Origin of the sequence: Sorangium sp. So ce185 (assembly GCF_051526825.1) — a bacterium.
Lineage (GTDB): Bacteria > Myxococcota_A > Polyangia > Polyangiales > Polyangiaceae > Sorangium > Sorangium cellulosum_D.
Genome location: NZ_CP150316.1, coordinates 4,208,694 through 4,230,770, shown reverse-complemented (window position 1 = coordinate 4,230,770; position 22,077 = coordinate 4,208,694). Strand labels below are relative to the sequence as shown.

Annotated in this window: 14 protein-coding genes; 10 read left to right on the top strand and 4 right to left on the bottom strand. The window is 70.6% G+C overall.

Annotation, left to right across the window (positions count from 1 at the left end; all coding sequences use genetic code 11):
• Positions 1–278 precede the first annotated feature (278 nt).
• Positions 279–905: a TetR-like C-terminal domain-containing protein gene (locus WMF26_RS15695; protein ID WP_061627749.1), complete on the bottom strand. Its 627-nt coding sequence runs from the start codon at positions 903–905 to the stop codon at positions 279–281.
• Positions 906–982: 77 nt separating this feature from the next.
• Here WMF26_RS15695 and WMF26_RS15690 point away from each other — a divergent pair, with 77 nt between their 5' ends.
• The 6 genes from WMF26_RS15690 to WMF26_RS15665 all read left to right on the top strand — a co-directional run bounded on the left by WMF26_RS15690 (position 983) and on the right by WMF26_RS15665 (position 11,054).
• On the top strand, positions 983–1,459 hold the full coding sequence (locus WMF26_RS15690; RefSeq protein ID WP_437337815.1) for a hypothetical protein: 477 nt from the start codon (positions 983–985) through the stop codon (positions 1,457–1,459).
• Positions 1,456–2,058, top strand: a complete 603-nt coding sequence (locus WMF26_RS15685; protein WP_438000973.1) for a hypothetical protein — start codon at positions 1,456–1,458, stop codon at positions 2,056–2,058. The genes WMF26_RS15690 and WMF26_RS15685 overlap by 4 nt, the downstream gene beginning before the upstream one ends.
• On the top strand, positions 2,055–2,927 hold the full coding sequence (locus tag WMF26_RS15680) for a hypothetical protein (RefSeq protein ID WP_438000972.1): 873 nt from the start codon (positions 2,055–2,057) through the stop codon (positions 2,925–2,927). Before WMF26_RS15685 ends, WMF26_RS15680 begins: the two co-directional genes overlap by 4 nt.
• A gap of 1,003 nt (positions 2,928–3,930) precedes the next feature.
• On the top strand, positions 3,931–4,854 hold the full coding sequence (locus WMF26_RS15675) for a transposase (RefSeq protein ID WP_438002412.1): 924 nt from the start codon (positions 3,931–3,933) through the stop codon (positions 4,852–4,854).
• A gap of 483 nt (positions 4,855–5,337) precedes the next feature.
• Positions 5,338–9,144: a transcription-repair coupling factor gene (gene mfd / locus WMF26_RS15670; protein WP_438000971.1), complete on the top strand. Its 3,807-nt coding sequence runs from the start codon at positions 5,338–5,340 to the stop codon at positions 9,142–9,144.
• Between the two features lie 140 nt (positions 9,145–9,284).
• Positions 9,285–11,054 carry a metallophosphoesterase gene (locus tag WMF26_RS15665; RefSeq protein ID WP_438000970.1) on the top strand — a complete coding sequence of 590 codons (1,770 nt, stop codon included), beginning with the start codon at positions 9,285–9,287 and terminating at the stop codon, positions 11,052–11,054.
• An 82-nt stretch (positions 11,055–11,136) separates the two neighbouring features.
• Here WMF26_RS15665 and WMF26_RS15660 read toward each other — a convergent pair whose 3' ends face one another.
• Positions 11,137–11,403, bottom strand: coding sequence for a hypothetical protein (locus WMF26_RS15660; protein WP_061627755.1), 267 nt, complete (start codon positions 11,401–11,403; stop codon positions 11,137–11,139).
• Between the two features lie 300 nt (positions 11,404–11,703).
• Between WMF26_RS15660 and WMF26_RS15655 the strand changes: the two genes are divergently transcribed.
• Positions 11,704–12,147: a PA2169 family four-helix-bundle protein gene (locus WMF26_RS15655; RefSeq protein WP_438000969.1), complete on the top strand. Its 444-nt coding sequence runs from the start codon at positions 11,704–11,706 to the stop codon at positions 12,145–12,147.
• A 65-nt stretch (positions 12,148–12,212) separates the two neighbouring features.
• A complete protein-coding gene (locus WMF26_RS15650) occupies positions 12,213–13,211 on the top strand; it encodes a hypothetical protein (protein ID WP_438000968.1) in 999 nt (332 codons plus the stop codon).
• 134 nt (positions 13,212–13,345) lie between these two features.
• Here WMF26_RS15650 and WMF26_RS15645 read toward each other — a convergent pair whose 3' ends face one another.
• A complete protein-coding gene (locus WMF26_RS15645) occupies positions 13,346–14,074 on the bottom strand; it encodes a hypothetical protein (protein WP_438000967.1) in 729 nt (242 codons plus the stop codon).
• An 861-nt stretch (positions 14,075–14,935) separates the two neighbouring features.
• Between WMF26_RS15645 and WMF26_RS15640 the strand changes: the two genes are divergently transcribed.
• Complete coding sequence (locus tag WMF26_RS15640; RefSeq protein ID WP_438000966.1) at positions 14,936–16,354, top strand: sigma 54-interacting transcriptional regulator; 1,419 nt, start codon at positions 14,936–14,938, stop codon at positions 16,352–16,354.
• Between the two features lie 375 nt (positions 16,355–16,729).
• Positions 16,730–16,966, top strand: coding sequence for a hypothetical protein (locus tag WMF26_RS15635; RefSeq protein WP_438000965.1), 237 nt, complete (start codon positions 16,730–16,732; stop codon positions 16,964–16,966).
• A gap of 179 nt (positions 16,967–17,145) precedes the next feature.
• On the opposite strand, the gene WMF26_RS15630 is transcribed toward WMF26_RS15635, so the two are convergent.
• Entirely contained in the window at positions 17,146–21,954 is a 4,809-nt protein-coding gene (locus tag WMF26_RS15630; RefSeq protein WP_438000964.1) for an nSTAND1 domain-containing NTPase, read from the bottom strand.
• Positions 21,955–22,077: the final 123 nt, after the last annotated feature.

Here is a 22,077-nt window from a genome sequence, read left to right as displayed (position 1 = left end):
AGCACCTCCGAACGGAGATCGATGCCGCGAGCTCGCAGGACGTGCCGATTTCCCCCACATGGCACGGCCCGTCCAGCGAAGCGGCCCGATGCGCTGCGGTCGTTCTCGGGCAACGCCGACGCACGCCGCCCGTCGGCGGGGCCGATGCGCCCGGCGCGAAGGCCTGCCTCGACGCCCTTTCCTGTTCTTCCCGTGCGGCGAGCCGGGCGCGCCGGGCGTCGCGCGCGGAGCATGGCGCGCGCCCTCGGCCGCCGGCGGGCGCCTGGGGGTGGACCGGATCAGGCGCTGCGCCGCGGGCCCCGGTCGCCGATCGGCGGCGGTGCGGGCGGCTCCGGGGGGCGGGCGGGGAGCACGAGGTCCGCGAGCCGTCGCGCCGCGGCGAACGCCACCTCCTCGTCCGGAGCGGGAGCCTCACCGAGGTTGGCGCGCCCGCTCAGCGCGAGCATCGCGATGCCGTGGAGGCCCGCGAAGAGCACGTGGGTGTCCTCCGCCGGCCGCGCGCTGCCGTAGCGGCGCAGGAGCTCGACGAAGCCGCTCCACAGCGGGCGCGCGAGCCGCAGGCGCCCCTCCTCGCGCAGGCGGGCGCGGTCGAAGCGGCGCTCGGCCATCAGCCAGTAGAGGTCCGGGTGGCGCAGCGCGAACTCGACATACGCGACGGCGAGCGACCGCGCGTCGGCGCCGGCGCGCGCCCGCGCCTCGAGGAGCCCCGCGAGCCGCCGCCAGCCGGCGCCGTCGACGCGGATGAGGAACCCGTCGAGCGAGCCGAAGTGGTGGTACAGCACCATCGTCGTCTGGCCGAGGAACGCGGCGATCTTGCGGGCGGTGAGATCGTCGCGCGCCAGCCGACCCTCGCAGAGCGCCTGGAACACGCGCTCCACCGGCTCATCGGCGTCCGTCACACCCATGCCCGCGATCCTGCCACGTCCGTGCTTCGCCCGTTGACGCGCGCAGCATAACACTGTTATGCCGAATGGATATGGGATTGCTTTGCGCTGAGGCGGCGGCTTCCGGGGCGCGCCGCGGGGGGCGCGCGCTCGCGGTGGGGCTCGCGCTCGCGGCGGGCGGGCTCTCGGGGGCGTGCACGTCGCGGCCGCCGGCGGCGGACGACGCGCCGGTGGGGCCGTACGAGGTGGTGGACGGGTGGCCGCGCGTCCCCGAGGGGATGGTGTTCGGGCCAGCGCTCGACGTGGCGGTGGACGGGCGCGGGCGCGTGCTGGTGAGCCATGCGGCTGGGCGCGCGTCGGGCAACGACGCGCCGATCGGGGAGGCGACCATCCTGGTCTTCGATCCGGAGACGGGGGAGCTGCTCGACGCATGGGGTGAGGGGTTGTTCGTCTATCCGCACGGGATCGAGGTCGACAGGGATGGCTTCGTGTGGGTCACGGACTCCGAGCAGAACCGGGTGTTCAAGCTGACGGCGGAGGGGAAGGTGGTCATGACCCTCGGCGAGGTGCCGTGAAGAAGAGGAGCGGCGTGTGGCTCTTGGCGTCGCTCGCGGGGCTCGGGTGCGCGGCGAGCCCGGAGCAGCTCGATCGGCCGACGAACGTCGCCTTCGGCCTGGACGGCGACGTCTACGTGGCGGACGGCTACAACCACGCTCGCATCGCGCGCTTCTCCGCGGGCGGCGAGCTCCTGTCGGAGTGGGGGGAGAAGGGCTTCGGGCGGGGGCAGTTCGATACGCCGCACGGGATCGCCACGGACGACGAGGGGCGGGTCTATGTGGCGGACCGGGAGAACGCGCGCGTGCAGGTCTTCAGCGCGGACGGCGGCTACCTCGCGCAGTGGAAGAGCGCCGCGCTGGGGCGGCCATGGGCGATCGCCTTCGGGCCCGATCGGCATGTCTACGTGGTCGACGGTGGCGACCAGGATCCGGAGCGGCCGCGGGGGCATGTGCTGCGGCTCAACCTCGGTGGGGAGATCGTGGACCGGTGGGGAACCTCGGGGGATGGCCCCGGGGAGATCGACTGGGGGCACGGGATCGCGGTGGGTCGGGACGGGAGCGTCTACGTGACCAGCCTGACGGGTCGCGGCGTGCAGAAGTTCCGGAGGACGAAGTGAGGGGGCGAGGGCGGGCGCTCGCGCTCGCCGCGGTCGCGGCCGGCGCGCTGGCCGCGGCGCCTGCTCGGGCGCAGGGCGTGGGCGACATGCCGATGCGGCCGGAGGACCGCGGGTATGTCGCGCTTTACGGCGTCTTTTCGGCCTCGCCGCAGGACGGCGAGCAGGCGACGGCGCACGTCGCCCCGCAAGTCGCGGCGGGCGCTCGCCTGAACGGGTGGCTGAGCGCGACCCTGGATGTGACCGCGGCCTGGACCACGTTCCAGGTGGAGGGCGAAGCGCGGCGCTCGTCGTTCCGGTTCGGGAATCCGTTCGTGACGCTGCAGGCGGCGCTGATCGAGGGGCGAGGGCGATCGATCCATGCGGGGCTCGGGGCTGCGCCGCCGCTCACGACGTTCCCTGGGACGATCCCGGCGAACACGGAGGTCGAGTACAACTACGCGGTCGCGAGCGCGGCGCGCGGGTTCGCGGACCCCTGGATGTGGGCGCCGAACGCGATCCCGATCGCGCTCCTGCTCCGCAGCCGGGCGGAGCTCTTGGCGCGCGTGGTGCTCGGCGCCGAGCTGGATCCTGCGGTGCTCGTCTCGGTGAACTCCACTCCATCGCGGCTCGCGATCGTGGCCGCCGCGCACGCGGGCTTGCGGCTCGGGCCGGTGACGCCGGGGCTGCGGGTGCAGATGCTCGCGCAGTCGGCGCCCCTCGCAGGGCGCAATTTCTCGCAGTGGTCGGCGGCCCTGTACGCGCACGCGGAGTTCGAGGCGGTCTTTGTGCGCGCGCAGGGCGTGGTCAACGTGGATGCGCCGTTCGGCCTCGCCGGGCAGCGAGGGGCCACCGTGTGGGGGGCGTCGCTGGGCGGCGGGATCCGCCTGTAGCGGAGAGCGCGAGGCGACGCGGCGCTCGTCACGGCGCGACGCGCGAGACGCCGTCGCACCTCGCTTTCCTCCGCTGCGCTGCGCGCCGTCCGGCTCACGCGTCCCTGGCAGGGGTCACGACCGGTCGAGATTCGAGGTCGCTGGCGCATCTGCAGCGCCGTGGAGGCGGTGGCCTGGGCGGCGACGCAGCTGCGAGGCACCGCCGGCGGGCGGCTGAGGGGGGCCGAGAGAACAAGCCTGGCAAGGAAAAACGTCGGGGCTGCTGGCAACAACACGGGAGAGAGCTCATGACGACCGCATCAGGCGTCCGTCCGCCCATTCACCTGCTGGGCAACAACGCACCGGTCTCCGAGGAGGGGACCGTGGAGCCGCGCGAGGTGCTCGGAAAGATCCCGAGCGAGCTGTTGGGCTGGTATGGTCGCAACGGGTCAAGCCGCGGACCGGATGGTCGCCCAACGCATTCGCCGGCGATGGGATGGCCCAGGCATCGCGGTCGAGGGCGGCCAGGCCCGCTCGTACCGGAACCGGTATGTCCGGAGTCCGCTTTACGAGAACCCGGGCGTGACGCGCTTCGGTCGCAACCACGGTCGGTTCGGTCGCGTGCGGCCGCATCCACGGGCGGCCGCAACCACGGTCGGTTAGGCGGTCGCGCGCCGGGGCGGTCGCAACCACGGTCCGTTGGTGGAGTGGGCCGAATCGCAACCACGGTCCGTTCGGGCGGGCGGCGATGGCCTCGAACCACGTTGAGATGAATCTCGAACCACGTTGAGACGAATCTATGGATCTCGGATCTCTCGACCTTCGGATCCTCAAACAAAGTAATATCTCTCACATCTCCCCGCTTTCAAATTTGTTAGGTCAACCACACCTACCGATCGACGAGATCGTTGCTCCACTGGCGAGACGTGGCGGAGAGGGTGGCGGCCGCCACCCGAGGAGCGTCAACATCGTCCGAATCAGCCGCTTTCGCAGCGTGGCACGACTCTTGGTATGGCCCACGAACATGAGTCAGCCCCGAGCGATCCTCCCTGGCGCTACTTACCTTCTCACGCGCCGGGTCCTGCGACGGCACTTCCTCCTCCGACCCGATTCCGCCATCACACGACTCGTGGTCTATAGCCTGGCGGTCTCGGCACAACGCTATGGAGTCCTCGTGCACGCACTCTGTGTGATGTCCACCCATCTTCATCTTGTTGTCACAGATACGCGTGGCGAGCTTCCACGCTTCCTCCAGCGGTTCCACCGCATTGTCGCGCTCGGAGCAAAAATCCTGCGAGCCTGGGAAGGTCCAATATGGGACCATGAGGCGACGAGCGTAGTACACTTATCAACAAGGGATGCGTTGGTGGAGAAGATCGCCTACACACTTGCCAATCCGGCGATTGCCGGCCTCGTCGAGCATGCTCACGAATGGCCAGGCGCAAAAGTGCTCGTCCGCGAACTCGGCTGCGGCACACTGCGCGCCCGACGCCCTGAGATTTACTTCAATCCGAAGAATCCCGAGTGGACCGAGGAAGCCACCGTACCAATCACACTTCCGCCCATGATCGCGGACAGCGACGCCGAGCGGTTTAGGCGCGAGGTCACAGTACAGATCGATCTGCACGAAAAGCAGGCTCGTGCCACCCTGAAACAACAGGGACTTAGCTTCCTCGGGCGTGCACGAGCAGGCAAGATCTCCCCTTACAAACGCGCAACAACCATCGAACCGATCCGTGGCCTCAACCCAACATTCGCGGTTGGGCGCGGACAAACAGATGCGCGAAACAATGCTATCGCCGCGATGTACGCCTTCCGCACCGCATATCGCAGATCACTTGAACAATGGCGCGCTGGTGTACGCGATACAATTTTCCCCATCGGGACATGGTGGATGCGTGTGTTCCACGGGGTTAGCGTCGCTCGCGGCGAGCTCGCTGAAGCATAGACAGGGTGATCATACCTCAACATCAACGAGGAGGAAGCGTCGGTCACGGGTGCTCCCTCTCCCGTCGCACGGCCATGAGCTGGAGCGCATTGACGTACTCTATGGATGAAGGACCGGCGCAACCACGGAGGAAGCGCAACTGCGGCAGAGGAGGACCGGACTGCGCCTGTGCGCGCGATCGGATGGGACCGAGGACTGCACAATCACGGTCGGGTCGGTCTGGTCGCAGTTGCGCAACCACGGTCGTGTCCGCGTGCGCCGCCACTGCGTCGCCGCCGCCGCGCCGCCGCCGCCGCAACCACGGTCCGCCGCCGCCGCCGCAACCACGGTCAGGACCGCGCGGTCCGGGTCCGCTCGCGGTCGGGCCCGTGCTGGATCCGCAAGGGCGGTCGGGGTTCTCGGGGATGCGCTCCGGGTCGCGGAGCCGATCCGGGGCGGTCCGGGGCTGCAGATAGCGCCCGGTCGGGTCGGATGGCGCCGCCCATGCTAGACCGCGCTGCGCCGATGCCCTCCGAGCGCTCCCTCCTCTCCCCCGCAAGCTCCCCACTCACCGCTACCCTCAGCGAGCTCTCAGGCGGCCTCGACGACACCGCCTCGAACGACACCTCCACCAGCGGCCCTCCCGCCTCCACGCCGGCCGACCACGAGCCGCTCCCGTCGTTCGACCTCCCCTCGGACCGCCGGATCGTCACCCCCCGCGATCTCGCCGCGGAGCTCGCCGCAGCGCCGCCTGGCACGTTCCACGTGACGGGCTCAGCCGGCTCGGCCGGCGCGCTCGTCATCCGTCGCCTCGTGGCAGCGGCCGCCGGCCGCCGCATCGTCGCCCTCACCCCTGACGTCGACAGCGCCCGCGCCCTGGCAGCAGACGCCTCGTTCCTGCTCGCCGACCGAAACGCCGACGACGCCGAGGCCACCGGCTCCACGGCCTCTGGTCGCGTCCTCCTCTACGTGCCCAACGAGGCCAGCCCCTACGCGGACGTCAACCCGGACCGCCGCGGCGCCCAGACCCGCCTCGCCACGCTCTTCCACCTCGGCATGGACCTGCCGTGGTCGGTCCTCGTCTGCCCCGTCGCCGCACTCGCCCGCAAGGTCGTTCCCAAGGACGAGGTCACCGATCACGCCGAGCTCGTCATCGCCGAGCAGGAGATGGATCGCGACGCGCTCTCCGCCCGCCTCGGCGCCGCTGGCTACGTGCGCAGCCCCCTCGTGGAGGACCCTGGCTCCTTCGCGGTGCGCGGTGCCCTCCTCGATGTCTGGGCGCCCTCGGCCGAGCTGCCCGTGCGCATCGATTTTTACGGCGACGTCATCGCGTCGATCAAGACCTTCAACCCCGACGATCAGCGCACGGTCGCCGACGTGAAGGAGGTCTGGCTGCCGCCGGCCCGCGAGGCGATCCTTACGCCAGGCAATGTCGAGCGCGCCCGCCAGCGCGTCCGTACCGCGTGCGACACAATCGACTTCCCCTCGACCAAGGCGCGCGCCTTGGTCGACGACGTTGCCAGCGGCCGTGCCTTCTTCGGGGCGGAGGGCTATTTGCCGGCGTACATCGACCTCGCCGCCTTCAGCTCGTACCTGCCCGGCGACGCGCTCGTCGTTCTCGAGGATCCGGCCTCCCTCACCGCCGCCCTGCGCGACGAGCTCGGTCGCGCCGCCGCCGACCGGAGCCACAAGGATCGCGAACCGCACTTCCCGCTCGGCGCCTTCTACGAGGACGAGGCGCACGTCGCGTCGTGGCTCGGGGACCGCACCGTGGTTGCGCTACATCGCACCGGGGTTGAGGGCGCTGTGGAAAGTCAGGACTCGCTGGAGCGCTTCGAGGTCGTCCCCGAGGATGCCCCCTCGATCGCCACGCGGGACCAGTCGGACCTCGAGCGTGCCATCAAGGCGGCCCGCGCTTCACGGGGCAAGCATGGCGCTCTGGACCCCCTCGTCCGTCGCGTCGTCGCATGGCAAGAAGCGGGCCTACGGGTGCTAATCGCCGCGCGCGCACAGACCCAGGTTGAGCGCCTGGTTGCGCTGCTCCGCCACCGAGACGTGCGGGTGAAGGCCAACCTCGGTCCGTTCGACCCGGCGTTCCTCGACGGCAGCAGCTCGATCGTCCCACGCGACACCGCCCTCGTCGTCACCGGCTCCCTTGCGCGTGGCGTCATCGCTCCGGCCGAGGGGCTAGCGCTGGTCACAGAAGAGGAAATCTTCGGAGCCCGGGCCCACCGCCGCGCCGCTCGCGCCTCCGCTTCCGCCGCCAAGCCCGCGCAGGCTTTCCTTGAGGACCTCCGCAACCTGGACGTCGGCGATTACGTCGTCCATGTAGAGCACGGCATCGGGCGGTACCTCGGCCTCGTCCACAAGCAGGTCGGCGCAACCACGGTCGACCTCATCGCCGTCGAGTACGCCGGCGGCGACAAGCTCTACCTGCCGGTCTACCGCCTCAACCAGATCCAGAAATTCAGCGGCGGCGAAGGCGCCCCCAAGCTCGATCGGCTCGGCGGGCAGACCTTTGCCAAGACGAAGGCGCGGGTCGAGAAGAGCGTCCGTAAGATGGCCGACGAGCTCCTGCGCCTGTACGCCGAGCGCCGCGCGGCCACGGCCGAGGCCATTCCGTCTCCGGACGACGATTACCGTGCCTTCGAAGCGACTTTCCCCTTCGACGAGACGCCCGACCAGGCGCGGGCCATCACCGAGGTTGCGGCCGACCTCGAGTCCGGCCGTCCCATGGACCGCCTCGTCTGCGGCGACGTCGGCTTCGGCAAGACCGAGGTTGCCATCCGCGCCGCCTTCCGCGCCGCCAACGCCGGCAGGCAGGTGGCCGTCCTCTGTCCAACCACGGTGCTCGCGCAGCAGCACTACCTCAGCTTCAAGTCCCGCATGGCCTCCTACCCCATCGAGGTCCGCGCCATGTCCCGCTTCCAGACCAAGCAGGAGCAGGACGAGGTCTCCCGCGGCCTCCGTGACGGCAGCGTCGACGTCGTCATCGGCACGCACCGCCTCCTCTCCAAGGACATCCACTTCAAGCGGCTCGGCCTGCTCGTCGTCGACGAGGAGCAGCGCTTCGGCGTCACCCACAAGGAGCGCATCAAGGCCCTCAAGACCAACGTCGACGTCCTCACGCTCTCGGCCACCCCCATCCCCCGCACCCTCCAGATGGCGGTCTCCGGCCTCCGCGACATGTCGATCATCACCACCCCCCCGGTCGACCGCCGCGCCATCCGCACCGTGGTTACCCGCCACGACGAGGCCGTCATCCGCGAGGCCGTCCTCCGCGAGCTCGGCCGCGGCGGCCAGGTCTTCTACGTCTACAACCGCGTCGAGGGCCTCTACGAGCGCGCCGCCCGCCTCGCCGAGCTCGTCCCGAGCGCCCGCATCTGCGTCGCGCACGGCCAAATGAGCGAGCAGAACCTCGAGCAGGCCATGCTCGACTTCGTCGAGGGGCGCTACGACGTCCTCTGCGCCACCGCCATCATCGAGAGCGGCCTCGACATCCCCCGCGCCAACACCATCCTCATCGACCGCGCCGACATGTTCGGCCTCTCGCAGCTCTACCAGCTGCGCGGCCGCGTCGGCCGCTCCAAGGAGCGGGCCTACTGCTACCTCATCGTCCCGCCCCCGAACGCCATGACCGACGAGGCCCGCGCCCGCATCGAGGCCCTCGAGCGCCACACCGAGCTCGGCTCCGGCTTCCAGATCGCCTCGCTCGACCTGGAGCTGCGCGGCGCCGGCGACCTCCTCGGCGCCGAGCAGAGCGGCACCGTCGCCCAGGTCGGCTTCGAGCTCTTCTGCCAGATGCTCGACGAGGCCGTCCACGAGCTCCGCGGCGAGCCCGTGGTCCACGACGTCGACACCGAGCTCTCCTTCGACGCCGATGCGCTCCTGCCCGAGGAGTACATCTCCGACGTAGGCGTACGCCTCTCCCTCTACAAGCGCTTCGCCGGCGCCGGCTCGGCCGAGGACGTGCAGGACCTCGCCGTCGAGATGGAGGATCGCTTCGGCCCGCCGCCCATCGAGGCGCGCCGGTTCGTGCACCTCATGCGGCTGAAGACCGAGCTGCGCCGGCTGAAGGCGCTCGCGTGCGAGGCGAGCGCCAAGGGGGTCACGCTGCACCTGCGCGAGGACACCCCGCTCGACCACGCCAAGGTGCTCCGGCTGGTCCAGCCGAAGGGCTCGCCCTACCGGATCTCGCCCGACATGCGGCTCTCCCGTCGGCCCAAGGACGGCGAGGTCTTCACGAGCGGGCTGGAGGCGACCGACAAGCTCCTCAGCGAGCTCGCCAACTGCCTCAAGGACGGCGCCTGATCGCGCACCCCGCGCGGCCTCCCGGGTCGTCCGGCATCCCCGGTGAGCTCGCGGCGCGGGATTGACCACGATCCGGCCCCGCGGCGCGGAGGCGACGCCGCGCTCCGGCGGTGATACCGTTGCGCTACGGGAGGGAATGGATGACCGATCGCCGGGATCGCGAGCGGCTCGAGGCGCTCCAGCGGAGCACCATGACGAGCTGGTACAGCCCGTTCCAGCTGGCCCGCGCCGCGCTCGACCTGACCGTCTCCCGCCTGATCGGCGCGCGCGGCGATTTCCGGCTCATCGAGGCGATCGCGGGGCCGCAGCCGCCCTTCGACTATGCCGTCCGAAACGGCCTCACGCGCGACGAGATCTGGATCGACTACGTGGCGGACACGGGCGATGGCTTCAACCCCACCTACGCGATCGCGAGCCTGCTCGCCCGGCCGACGCTCTCGCTCGGCGGCCGGGAGACGCGGCGCGGAGACGTGCTGATCATGGGCGGGGACCAGGTGTATCCCTCGGCCACGCGGCAGGCGTACTGGACGCGCCTCGTCGAGCCCTACGCGGCCGCGCTCCCGAAGGCGGACGTGAAGGAGCCGCCTCACCTGTTCGCGATCCCGGGCAATCACGACTGGTACGACGGGCTGATGAGCTTCATGCGCCTCTTCGGCCAGAAGCGCACGCTCGGCGCGTGGAAGACGCTCCAGTCGCGGAGCTACTTCGCGCTGAGGCTCCCCAACGGCTTCTGGCTGCTCGGCGTGGACATCCAGCTGGAGTCCGACATCGATCAGCCGCAGATCGAGTATTTCTGCAAGCTGGCGAGGCACGACATGCGCGACGGGGATCGCGTGGTCCTCTGCACCGCCGAGCCCGACTGGGTGAAGGGCGCCATCTACAACCCCGATCTCCAGAGCAACCTCGCCTTCTTCGAGAAGCAGCTCGCCGACGCGCGGCCCGGGATCGAGGTCGTCGCGCGCATCGCCGGAGATCTGCACCACTATCGACGCCACGAGTCCGCGGACGGCCGGCAGAACATCATCGCCGGCGGCGGCGGCGCCTTCCTCCACCCGACCCACGGCGAGCCGGTCGCCGTGGTCCGCTCCGGCGCGGGCGCGGACCAGCGCCCCTACACCCTGAAGGCGTCCTTTCCGTCAGAGTCCGAGTCGCGCCGCCTCACCTGGCGCAACCTCTTGTTCGCCCGGTACAACCTCGGCTTCTGGCCCGTCGCGGCGTTCGTCTACATGCTCTCGTCGCTGACGCTGCCCCGCCCCGGTCCAGGCGCCGTCGCGTGGGTCCTCGTCGTCCTGCTCGTGTTCATCGTCTTCACCGACACGCACAAGACCTGGTATCGCCGCCTCGCCGGCTCGCTCCACGCGCTCGCGCACCTCGGGGCCGCGCTGGGGCTCGCGTACGCCGGCGGCGCCCTGCTCGGCGTCGACGTCCGGAACCTCCAGTCGATGTGGAGCATCATCGGCGTGACGCTCTTCGTCGGCGTGACCGGCGCCGTGGTCGGGTCGACGCTGATGGGCATCTACCTCCTGATCTCGCTCAACGTGGCGCGTCGCCACGGCAACGAGGCGTTCTCGGCGCTCCAGATCGAGGACTACAAGAACTTCTTGCGGATTCACGTCCACCGAGAGGGGCTCACCATCTACCCCGTCGGCCTGCGGGAGGTGCCGCGCGCGTGGAAGGTGGCCGAGGATCGCAGGCCCGGCGAGCCGCGCCTCGTCCCCGAAGGCGGCGCGCTCGCCCCGGAGCTCATCGAGGAGCCCGTCACGATCCCGATCGCGCCACAGCATCGCCGGACCGACCGGTCCATCCCCGCCTCCGCGGACGCCGGGCTCCGCGAGTGCCCCGCCGGCGAGCCGCGGAGCCGCCCCTCTGCGGCCGGTTGCACGGCGAAGGACGGCGCGCCGGAGCCGTAGGATCGTTCCTACGGGTTGAGGCAGTTCGCCTCAGCCGGGACATTCTGCCGTTGTCGTGGCGAGCACGGCCTCGATCGGGCGGTCAGGGCGTGGCGGCGAGGTTGGGCAGGGTCGGCGGAGAGACCTTGGGACAGATCTCGCGTTGCTCGCCGGGGGGCGCGAGCGGATCCGGGCCTTCTCTCGGGCACGAGCGCGGGCCGTTTGCGATGGCGTCGTGCTCGCGGTCGTCCGGGGTCCATTCGCGGTTGATGCTCGGCGCGTTCGCGAGCCCCTCGGCGCACGCCGCGGAGGCGGCGACGAGGAGCAGCGCGAGCGCGGCGCGGATCGAGGAGCCAAAAGAGCGTTTCATAGGCACATCCCATCTCCCCGCGTGGCCGGCGCTGGCCGCGCCGGTCCGCGGAGGTCGTCAGGGTTTCCCGACGGGGTTCACGGTCCGTGCCAGGTCGAGGCCGCCGGGCTGAACGGGTTGCCAGGCAGCCCCTCGCGACCGCCGCCGGCCGCGGCTCATCGCGGGCCGTCGAGCCGAGCGCGGCCACGGCGGCGCCAGCCTCGGCGCACAGCCCGCGCGCGGCTTGCGTCCCCGCGCAAATGCCCAAGGTGGTCGGCGGGGGGGTCCGCGCGGAGCGCGACCCCGGAAGGAGTGTCGATCATGGCGAGAGACGTCATCGAGGTGCTCAACGATCTCATCCAGCTCGATCGCGACGCGATCGCCGCTTACGACCAGGCCATCAAGGCGTGCGAGCACGCTCAGACCAGGGAGATGCTCGCGAGGTTCAGGGACGATCACGGGCGCCACGTGGTGGATCTGAGCGCACACGTGACGTCGCTCGGCGGCGCCCCGGCGGCGAGCCGCGACCTCAAGGGCAAGCTCATCGAAGGGTTCACGGCGATCACGAGCATCGGAGATCAGAGCGCGCTGCTCGCGATGCGCGGCAACGAGGAGCTGACGAACCGGCAGTACCAGGGGGCGCTGAACGAGTCGCTCACGACCGAGGCGCGGGCCATCGTCGAGCGCAATTACGCCGATGAGCAGCGGCACCTCGCGTGGATCAAGGACGCGCTGTCGCGGAAGGTCTGGGAGCGGGCCGCCTAGGCGGGCGGTCGGCCCGAGGTGGTGACGCAGACGATCGGAAACAGGTTTTACGCTGGGGGGGTAATATGAAGTCGAATCGGTCCATTCATCTCGCGCTCGCCATGGGCGTGCTCGCGGCCGCGCCGGCGCTCTCGGCCGCTCAGACGGGCAGCACCAGCCCGCCGCAACAGCGCGAGTCGGGCATGCCGGGAGCGGCCCAGGGCGGCGCGCAGCAGCAGGGCGGCAGCGCGCACCAGGGCGGCGCCCGCGGGGCGGCGCAGGGCGGCGCGCAGCAGGGCGGCGCGCGGCAGCAGGGCGACCAGCCTGGCGCGAGCGGTGGGCAACGCGCGCAACAGCAGCAGCAGCAGCAGCAACAGGGGCAACGCCAGAAGAAGGCGATGACGCTCAAGGAGCAGATCTCATTTAAAGTCGAGGAAGGGTGCACCTACACCGCTTCCGTGAACGGCCGGATCGACCCGGCTCCGGCGGGCAAGTCGCAGCAGCCCTCGGGCGCTCAGCCGGGCGGCGGCCCTCAGGGGCGAGGCGGCGCGGGCGCGCAGGGCCAGACCGGCGGCGCGGCGCAAGGCCCTGCCGGCGGCAGCCAGGCTCAGGCCGGCGGCGCTCAGGATCGCAGCCGTGACACCGGCGGTAGCCAGGCTCCGGCGGGCGGTGCTCCAGGCGGCAGCCAGGCCGGCGGCGCTCAGGGCGACAGCCAGGCCCATGCAGCCGCTCAGGCCGGCGGCGCCCAAGGCGGCCAGGCGGACAGCGCGCAGGGCGGGGGCCAGGCAGGCCCAGGGGCCGGCGGCCAGGAGAGGGTGAAGCCCAACCTCACCGTCTCCGCCTCGATGAGCTGCCCGAACACGCCCGAGCTCCGGGTCACGGACACGCTGAAGACGGACACCGCCGTCACGCGCTCGGAGCTCGAGGGCATGATCTCGCGCCGGGCGAGCATCGCGACCCAGAAGAGCGGGCGCTTCTGCATGTATGTGCCGCAGTTCGAGCTGACGAGCGAGAGGCTGAGCGGCCGCGGCATCGCGCAGCTGTGCCGCGTGCCCGCGGCTGATCAGAAGCAGGGAATGCGGTGAGCCAGAGGTCCTCCGCGCCCGCGAGAGGCGGGGACGTCCGAGCTGGAGAGGCGCGGAGCGACGAGAGCTCTCTTTGATCTCAGGCGCGCGCCGGCGCTCGGCAGGCGCGCGCCGGCGCGGCGCTCAGCGGCGGATCAGAGCAGGGGGCAGGATTGCACCCTGGCGATCACGAAGGAGCGCACGGGGTAAGTCGTCCCGCTCTGCGCGTAGAACGTGCCGCCCGAGGTGACGCTCCAGGTGTGGCCGGTCAGGGCTCCCGTCGCCGCATCGGCGTAGATACGCATGAAGGCCGTCCCCACCCCGCCCCTGAAGGTCCCGGTGCACGAGCCCGGCGTCGAGGCGGTGAAGCGGCCGTCGGGATAGATGGTGCTGCACCCATGCACCGAGGTGGTGGAGTCGACGATCGGCAACGCCCATTGCGTGTAGGTGCCGATCTTCGGGTTGATCGCGGTGATCTGCTGCGGCAGCCCCGTGACGATGGCGGTGTGCCCGCTGTAGGTGCCGGTCGCGTCGATCACCAGGACGTCGCCCGGGGCGATCTCCGCGACGCTCGAGACCGGCGTGAAATCATCGCCCGCGTCAGTGCCCGGGACATCGATCAGATCGACGGCGTTGTCGTAGTAAACGGCGGAGCTCGGGCTGGATGACCCCCAGAGCAAGGAGAGGTCCGTGTTGTTGACTCCCCAGATATTCTTCTGGATGAGCGTGAGGAGCGATGCGCCGCTGGCGAGCGGCGTCTGAGCCGCGGCGAGAGCGAGCGCCTCATCGGCGATGTCCTGACACGCCTCGGCGGGCGCGGCGCCGAGCGCGACGAGAGAAGCAGCAGCAGAGACCATCAGGAGACGAGCAGCATTGCTGAGCATGAAGTACCTCGGTTGACGGTTACCACGTTGCCGTTCCGCAGGCCGAGCAGATTCGGTTGAGGAGGTCGATCGTGTACAGCAAGAGAATCGCACCTGGTCGGGTCGAGCCTAGCATCCAATGTTTACTGTCAATACACGGCATCCGTCAACATGCTTCGAACATTTCCCGATGCGCTGATTCATTTTCATGTGCTCATGTAGGACACAAGAGCTCTTCGGCCGGCACCGCCAGATAGTGTCCACCCGTTGATGGCGACCCCGAGTCATCGACTCAGCCACCTCGCGGCTGACGCTGCGCGCCAGCGACCGCGAGGGACGGCGTCGTGAGGCATCGGTCTCGGAAGCTCGTCCCGCTGGAATCCAGCAACACTTGATTCGCTGAACGCTGGGGCTCAATGCATCTGCGATGGGGTGGGGCCCAGGGAGAGAGAGGGGCGAGAGGCCGTTCACGATGAGCCGCGCGCCCCAAGCGGCCGAGAGGCTCGCGTCCGGGGCGCGCCGGGGGCGGACGATGGCGGGGCGGCCGGGGTGCGGCGCGGCCATGTGAAAGGCGTGTCGCTGCGGCACCGGTGCGGTCTCGCAGCGGCGCGGGGCGCTGCGGCCGGTGCAACGGAGCTCGGCCCAGGGGGAGAGATGGACCGGGACGGCTCACCCGAGTGGGACGGTTGCCGCTCGCGTGGTACCTCTCGCGTCCGTGCGGGGCGAGATCGCGATCGCGGCTGCGGGCGAGAGCCGGCGGACGGCGGATACGCCGTCTGGCGCCCGGTGCTCCGTGACCGCGACAGCCGCCCCGCGCACCGGCCCCGGCACATGCCCCCGCGCGTATTGACCGCGTGAGCGCGACTGGGTAGGCAGTGGTTCGTGCCCGGCGCTCGCGATACCAGCACCACGCTCTCGTCGTCGTCCGAGTCCCGTGAGCTCTCGGAGCGCCCGAGCAGCCCGCATCTCTACCTCGTGCTCGAGAGCCATCGTCCGCTCGCACCGCCAGCCCGCATGTCTCTCCACGGCTTCGACGAGGTGGTCGTCGGCCGGGGCCGGCCGCGAGCCTTCTTGCGCCGAGACGAAGGCGCGCGCCGCATCCTCGAGGTCCGCTCCGAGGATCAACGGATGTCGTCGAGGCACGCTGTCCTCCGGCGGTCCACGAGGCAATGGGAGCTCGAGGACCTCGGCTCCAGGAACGGTTGTATCGTCAACGGCGTCCAGCGGACGCGCGCCGAGCTCGTCGACGGCGATGTGATCGAGATCGGCTACACCTTCTTCATCTACCGCGAGGCGGTGTCCCTCGAGGAGGGGGAACCCTCGCTGCTCGACGGCGCCAGCCTGCCGCCGTCCGTCCCCGGGTTGTCGACCATGGTGCCGTCTCTCGGCCGGATCTTCGCGCGGCTCTCGCTGATCGCGCAGTCGACCGTCCCGGTGCTCGTCGAGGGAGAGAACGGGACCGGCAAAGAGCTCTTGGCACGGGCGATCCACGAGCTCTCGGGCCGCACCGGCGAGTTTGTCCCGGTCAACAGCGCGGCGCTGCCGCGCGAGCTCATCGAGGACGAGCTCTTCGGGCATCGCAAGGGAGCCTTCACCAGCGCGGTGGCGGACACCCCCGGCCTCGTGCGCGCCTCCGATCGCGGGACGCTCTTCCTTGACGAGATCGGCGATATGCCAGCGCAGGCGCAGGCCGTCCTGCTGCGGGTGCTCCAGGAGCGCGAGGTGCGCCCGGTGGGGGCCACGCGCGCGCTCCGCGTGGATCTGCGGGTGGTCGCGGCGACGCACCAGCCGCTCGACCGGATGGTCGAGGACGGCAGGTTCCGGGCGGATCTGCTGAATCGGCTCACCGGGCACCGCGTCGAGCTGCCGCCGCTGCGCGCCCGACGGGAGGACCTCGGCTTCCTGCTCGCGGCGCTCCTGCGCCGCGCCGATCCAGAGCTCGCCGGGGAGCTCCGGATCCGCCCTCGCGCGGTGCGGGCGCTCCTTCAGCACAGGTGGCCTGGAAACGTCCGCGAGCTGGACAAGGCGGTATCCTCGGCGATCCTGCTCGCCAGGGCCGAGCGAGAGATCGGGCTCGATCACCTGCCGTCGAAGTTGCAGGAGGCCCTCGGCGGCGCCGCCGCTTCCCGGAGCAGCGAGGACGACGCCAGGCGCGATACGCTCCTGGGTCTCCTTCGGCAGCACGAGGGCAACATCGCGGCCGTGGCGCGCGCGATGGGCAAGGAGCGCATGCAGATCCACCGCTGGCTGAAGCGGTACGGGATCGACCCGGACAGCTTCCGGGCGAGCGACGATCGCTGAGCTGACGCGACGTGTCCGGCGGGACAGACGGCGTACCGCTCAGCCCCCTGCTCTGACCGGGAGCTCAGCGCGCGCCCCCGCGGCCCCCGTTGGGCCTGTCACGCCTGTTGCGCCTGAGTTACGGGGACGAGCTGGCTGGACGACGTCGATCTGTCGGGAAGTCGTCGGACGCGCCGCCGCGAAGCTGCCGCGAGGGCAAGTTTCCCATGGCGGGTCCGTGCTCCACATCCAGGCGTATTCCTCGGTGATCTGAGCGGCACGAGCCTCTGGCAGCTGGCCCGACGCCGCGTGTAGCCGCGTGGCTCGGCGATTGCTCACCTCCCGGGCGCTGGCGATCGCGCGCTCGCCCTGCCGCGCGCCCCGACGGCGCCGCTCGTGCCGGGAACAGCACAATACGCGGTCGAGATCCTCGACTCGAGCAGCTCCGGCCACGGGGAGACCGACACCAGGCGAAATCCGGACGGATCGTGGCATGACGGCGCAGGCGCGGGCGTCATGCGCCTCTACGCCGACGAGGATGGGCAGATCGCGGGGTACACCTGGAGCGAGGACGCATCTTCCGTGTATCATCCCACCTCGGATCACGCCCTCGTCGTCGGCAGATTGCGGTGAGCCACCCCCGCGCTTCCACCGCGAAGCCACGGCGCGCGTGAACGGCTATCCCCAGCGAGACGCCGGCTCGCGCGCTTCGGACGCTACCCGCCGCGCTCGCCCCCCCGGGGAGGGAGCGGGCTCGTAACCAGGTGAAGAGCCCGCCGGCCGCGCGCCCCTCCAGCGCTGGCGGCGCCCCCTCAAGGATTCGTCGGAGGCGCGAAGTCCGCCCCGCGAGCTTGTTCGACACGGCGCAGGCACGCGTCCTGTTGAGCATGCGCGGTGGCCTCGGGGACGTTCAGGATCTTGATCCTGCGCTCGACGGACATGCAGTAGGTGGTCGCGGTCCACAGCCTGGGATCATCGACGCCGCGAAGCGGGTCGAGGTCGGCCCATATCCATACGCTATTGTCATCGGAGGCGGCGGCGATTCTCTTCCCATCCGGGCTGAACACCGCGTGGTTGTACGCCATACCGGCGCCGCGGAGGACCAGGGGGTCACCCGTACCGTCAGCGTTCCACACCCGCACGGTCTTGTCCTGAGATGCGGTGACGATATGCTTGCCGTCAGGGCTGAACGCAGCCGAGATGACCCAGTGGTCGTGGCCGCGCAGCACTACCGGCTCACCCGTGCCGTCGGCGCTCCAAACGCGCGCCGTCCTGTCCCAAGCCGCCGTGACGACCCGCTTGCCGTCTGGGCTGAACGCGGCCGAGTTGACCCGTTCCTCATGACCGCGCAGCACCACCGGCTCGCCCGTGCCGTCGGCGCTCCACACGCGCGCCGTCCTGTCCCACGACGCCGTGACGACCCGCTTGCCGTCAGGGCTGAACGCAGCCGAGTTGACCCGTTCCTCATGACCGCGCAGCACCACCGGCTCGCCCGTGCCGTCGGCGCTCCACACGCGCGCCGTCTTGTCCCACGACGCCGTGACGACCCGCTTGCCGTCTGGGCTGAATCCTGTGGAATAGACGCCATCCGCATGACCGCGGAGCACCAGCGGCTCGCCCGTAGCGTCGGCGCTCCAGATACGCGCCGTCTTGTCCCATGACCCGGTGATGATCCGCTTGCCATCAGGGCTGAATGCCGCCGAATAGATCCGATCGTCGTGACCGCGAAGAACCAGAGAAGCACGCGTATCGCCCGTGCGCCACACGCGCGCCGTCTTGTCCGCCGAGGCGCTGACGATGCTCTTGCCGTCGGCGCTGAACGCCACCGCATAGACCCCGGCCTCGTGACCGCGGAGCACGAGGAGATCGCCTGTGCCATCGACACTCCACACGCGTGCCGTCTTGTCCCAGGATGCGCTGACGATGCTCGTCCCATCAGCGCTGAATTTCGCTGAATAGATACCATCCTCGTGCCCTCGGAGCACCAGGAGATCACCTTTACCGTCAGCGCTCCACAGCTGCACCGTCTTGTCCCATGACGTCGTGACGATACGCTTACCATCCGGGCTGAACGACGCAGAGTAGACCCCTGCCTCGTGGCCGCGAAGTACCAGCGGCTCGCCCATGCCGTCGGCGCTCCGCACCCGCGCCGTCTTGTCCCACGACGCGGTGACAATACGCCTCCCATCCGGGCTGAACGCCGCAGAGTAGACCGCGCCGGCGTGGCCGCGGAGCACCAGCGGCTCGCCCGCACCATCGGCGCTCCACACGCGCGCCGTCTTGTCATGCGATGAGGAGACGATGCGCTTGCCATCCGGGCTGAACGCCGCAGAGTAGACCCCAGCCGCGTGACCGCGAAGCACCAGGGGCTCGCCCGCACCATCGGCGCTCCATACACGCACGGTGTGGTCGAAGGACGCGGTCACGATGCGCTCGCCGTCGGCGCTGAACGCCGCGGAATGGACCCGATCGGCGTGACCACGGAGCACCAGCGGCTCACCCGTGCCGTCGGCGCTCCACACGCGCGCCGTCTTGTCGAAAGACGCCGTGACGATGCGTTTGCCGTCTGGGCTGAACGCCGCCGACCAGACCCGATCCTCGTGGCCGCGGAGCGCCAGGGGCTCGCCCGTGCCGTCGGCGTTCCACACGCGCGCGATGTTGTCGAAGCACGCGGAGACGATGCGCTTCCCATCGGGGCTGAACGACGTCCCCAGGACGGCCTCCGGATGCGTGAGCACCACCCGGGCGACCCCGGCCTGCAGCGCTCCGCGCGAGAGCTCGGACCACCCTCGCGGCACCTCCGGCGGCTCCACCTCGCGCAGCAACGCGAGCGCCGTCGTCGGATCCGCCTGCTGCTCGCGCGCCGCCGCGATGCGCGTCGCATTGCGCGCCTGCCGCGCCTCGGCCTGCGCGCGCTCCGCCTCCTGGTCCGCGCGCGCAGCCTGCCGCGCGGCCATCGCGGCCTCCTCGTGCGCCCATTTCGCCGCTCGATCGGCGCGCACCGCCAGGTACGACACCGCCACGGCGGCCGTCGCGAGCCCTCCGATCGCGCCCATCGCGATCCTCCAGCGCCGGCGCCGCGCGCGCTGGGCCAGCGCGATCACCGCCTTCAGGTAGCGCTCCTCTCCGAGCGCGAGCTCGCCGGAGTACCGCGCGCGCCAGCGCTTCGCGTCCGCCGCCGCCTGCCCGCGCCAGAGCAGACCTTCAGATCGTCCGCTCGCCTCCCACTGCGCGGCCGCGTTGCGGAGCCGCGACAGGAACGCCGCGTCCTCCTGGCTCTCGGCCACCCACCGCGCCAGCGTCGGCCAGGCCTCGATCAGCGACTCGTGCACGATCTCCACCGTCGCCTCGGCCGAGCCGCCGCCCTCGACCGTCAGCAGCCGAGCGTCGATGAGGCGGCTCAGGACCCGATCCCGGTCCGACGGCACCGCGGAGAGCTCACACAGCTCGCCCAGCGTGCACAGGGCCCGTGTCCGCTCGGGGGTCACGAGCCGGAGCAGCGCCGCCCGCGCCAGCATCCGCTCGCTGGACGACATGGCGTCGAGCACCGCATCGGCATGGCCGGCGAGCGTCCCGGCGACGCCGCCCATCCGCCGGTAGCTCGCCTCGGTCAAGGCGCGCCGCGCCCGATCGCGCTGCTCCCACAGCTTGGCCGCGGTGAACGAGAGCAGCGGCAGCGCGCCCGCGGTGTGCTCCAGCTCGTCGAGCATCTCCTCGACCAGCTCCGGCGGCTCGAACCGATGCTCCATCGCCTCGAGCGGCCGCAGCAGCGCCTCGCGCAGCCCCTCGCGGTCCATGGGCGACAGCAGCATGAGCCCGCGGTTCAGCCCGGTCGTGGCGGCGTGCGCCTCGGCGACGAGGTCGAGGAAGTCCGAGCGCAGGGTGAGCAGCACGCGGAGCGGCGAGCCCGGGTCGTCGGCCACCCCGGCGAGGCACGCATAGAACGCGGCGCGCTCTCGCTCGCCGCCCCGCGCCAGGGTGTAGAGCTCCTCGAACTGATCGACGAAGAGCACGGCGCGCTTGAGCTTGCGCCGAGCCCGCGCGCGGAGCTGCGCACCCAGGAACCCCGGCTCCGCGCGCAGCTTCGCGATGAGCCCCTCGCGGTCCTTGCCTCCCGGGGCGGACGCGTCGCGCGCGGGGCGGGCGGCGTCCTGCGTCGACGTCTCGAACTCGCGGGCGAGCAGCAGCTCGGCCAGGGCGGCCAGGGGATGAGCGCCCGGGCGAATGGTGAAGGACTCCCACGCCTCGCCCGTGCGGCCCAGCGCGGGGATCACGCCGGCGCGCACGAACGACGACTTCCCTGCCCCCGACGGCCCCACCACGGCGATGAGCGGCTGCTCGGCGAGCCGCGCGACCACCTCGGCGATCGACCGGGCGCGGCCGAAGAAGCGCGACGCATCGCTCTCCTGGAACGCGGCCAAGCCAGCGTAGGGGTTGTGCTCCTCGCCCGCGGAGGGCCTCGACCACGCTGGCGCGAGCGCTTCGAGCTCGGCGAGCAGCTCGCGGGCGCTGCCGAGCCGGTCCTCTCGCCGCTTGATCAGGCATCGATCGATGATCGAGGCCAGCTTGCCGAGGTCCGGGCGCATCTCGCGGAGGCTCGGCATGGGGACATTGAGGCGGGCGATCGTGGACAGCTCGTAGAGCGACAGCGGCGAGAGCGGATGCCGGCCGAGCACGAGCTTCGCCAGCAGGATGCCGGCCGCCCAGATGTCGGTGCGGTGATCCACGGGGCCCCCGCCCCATTGTTCCGGCGACATGTACGGCGCGGTTCCGAGCCGGGCGCCGGCGCCGGTCAGCACGAGGGCGTTGGCGTCATCGTCGAGCAAGGTCTCCGCGAGCGCGACGTCGGCGGCGCCGTCGCGCTCTCCGTCGCGCGCGCCCAGCAGCTTGGCGAGACCGAAATCGAGCACCTTCACCGTGCCCGTATCGCTGATCATGATGTTGGACGGCTTCAGATCGCGGTGGACGATGCCGCGCTCGTGAGCGCAGACCAGCGCGCGGACGACCGGGATCATCAGCTCGACGGCGCGGCCCGGCGGCAGGCCGGCGGCGGCCGGCGCCGAGGGCGGCGCCTCGGCGTCCTCCTCGTCCCGCTCGCCGTCCAGGCCATCGCGCTGTTTGCTGAGCAGCTCGCTCAACGTCTTGCCCTTGATGTACTCGAGCACCATATAGGGCCGGCCGTCGTGCTCACCGAGCTCGTGGATCACGACGATGTTCTCATGGCTGATGTGCGCGGTGGCGCGCGCCTCGATCAGAAAACGCTGCGCGCGCTCGCCGCTGTGCTTGAGGAGGACCTTGATGGCCACGAGGCGACCGAGGCGCGTGTCGCGGGCGAGGAAGACGGTTCCCATGCCGCCGCTGCCGAGAGCACGGATGAGCTCGTAATGGCGGATGACAGAGCCCGCCGCGATCGTGCTGCTGGCTTGGGGAGCGCCGGCTGAATCCGCAACGACAGCGGTGGTGACCGGTGCGGCGGGGGGCTCGAGAGGCGCGTCCGGTGCGCGAGGTGTCGGGTTGTCCTGCGGTGCTGGCTGAGCCACGTGGCTCGCGAGCCGCATCGCGTGGACAGTTCCGGTGCGTGCGTCGACGCGAGCGTTCGGGGCTTCGGAATGCTTCGACATATTGCTCACGATGCTCAGGGAGCAAGTCCCCATCCTACCCAATGGTATCCATGATAAGCCGCAAAGAGACCTGAACACACAGAATCCAGATTAACAATGAGCCATCGAAGCGAACCAATATTC

Coding starts and splice junctions, on each gene's coding strand:
- WMF26_RS15695 (WP_061627749.1), bottom strand. CDS start 905: ATGGGTGTGACGGACGCCGATGAGCCGGTGGAGCGCGTGTTCCAGGCG.
- WMF26_RS15675 (WP_438002412.1), top strand. CDS start 3,931: ATGAGTCAGCCCCGAGCGATCCTCCCTGGCGCTACTTACCTTCTCACG.
- mfd (WP_438000971.1), top strand. CDS start 5,338: ATGCTAGACCGCGCTGCGCCGATGCCCTCCGAGCGCTCCCTCCTCTCC.
- WMF26_RS15665 (WP_438000970.1), top strand. CDS start 9,285: ATGACCGATCGCCGGGATCGCGAGCGGCTCGAGGCGCTCCAGCGGAGC.
- WMF26_RS15660 (WP_061627755.1), bottom strand. CDS start 11,403: ATGAAACGCTCTTTTGGCTCCTCGATCCGCGCCGCGCTCGCGCTGCTC.
- WMF26_RS15655 (WP_438000969.1), top strand. CDS start 11,704: ATGGCGAGAGACGTCATCGAGGTGCTCAACGATCTCATCCAGCTCGAT.
- WMF26_RS15650 (WP_438000968.1), top strand. CDS start 12,213: ATGAAGTCGAATCGGTCCATTCATCTCGCGCTCGCCATGGGCGTGCTC.
- WMF26_RS15645 (WP_438000967.1), bottom strand. CDS start 14,074: ATGCTCAGCAATGCTGCTCGTCTCCTGATGGTCTCTGCTGCTGCTTCT.
- WMF26_RS15630 (WP_438000964.1), bottom strand. CDS start 21,954: ATGTCGAAGCATTCCGAAGCCCCGAACGCTCGCGTCGACGCACGCACC.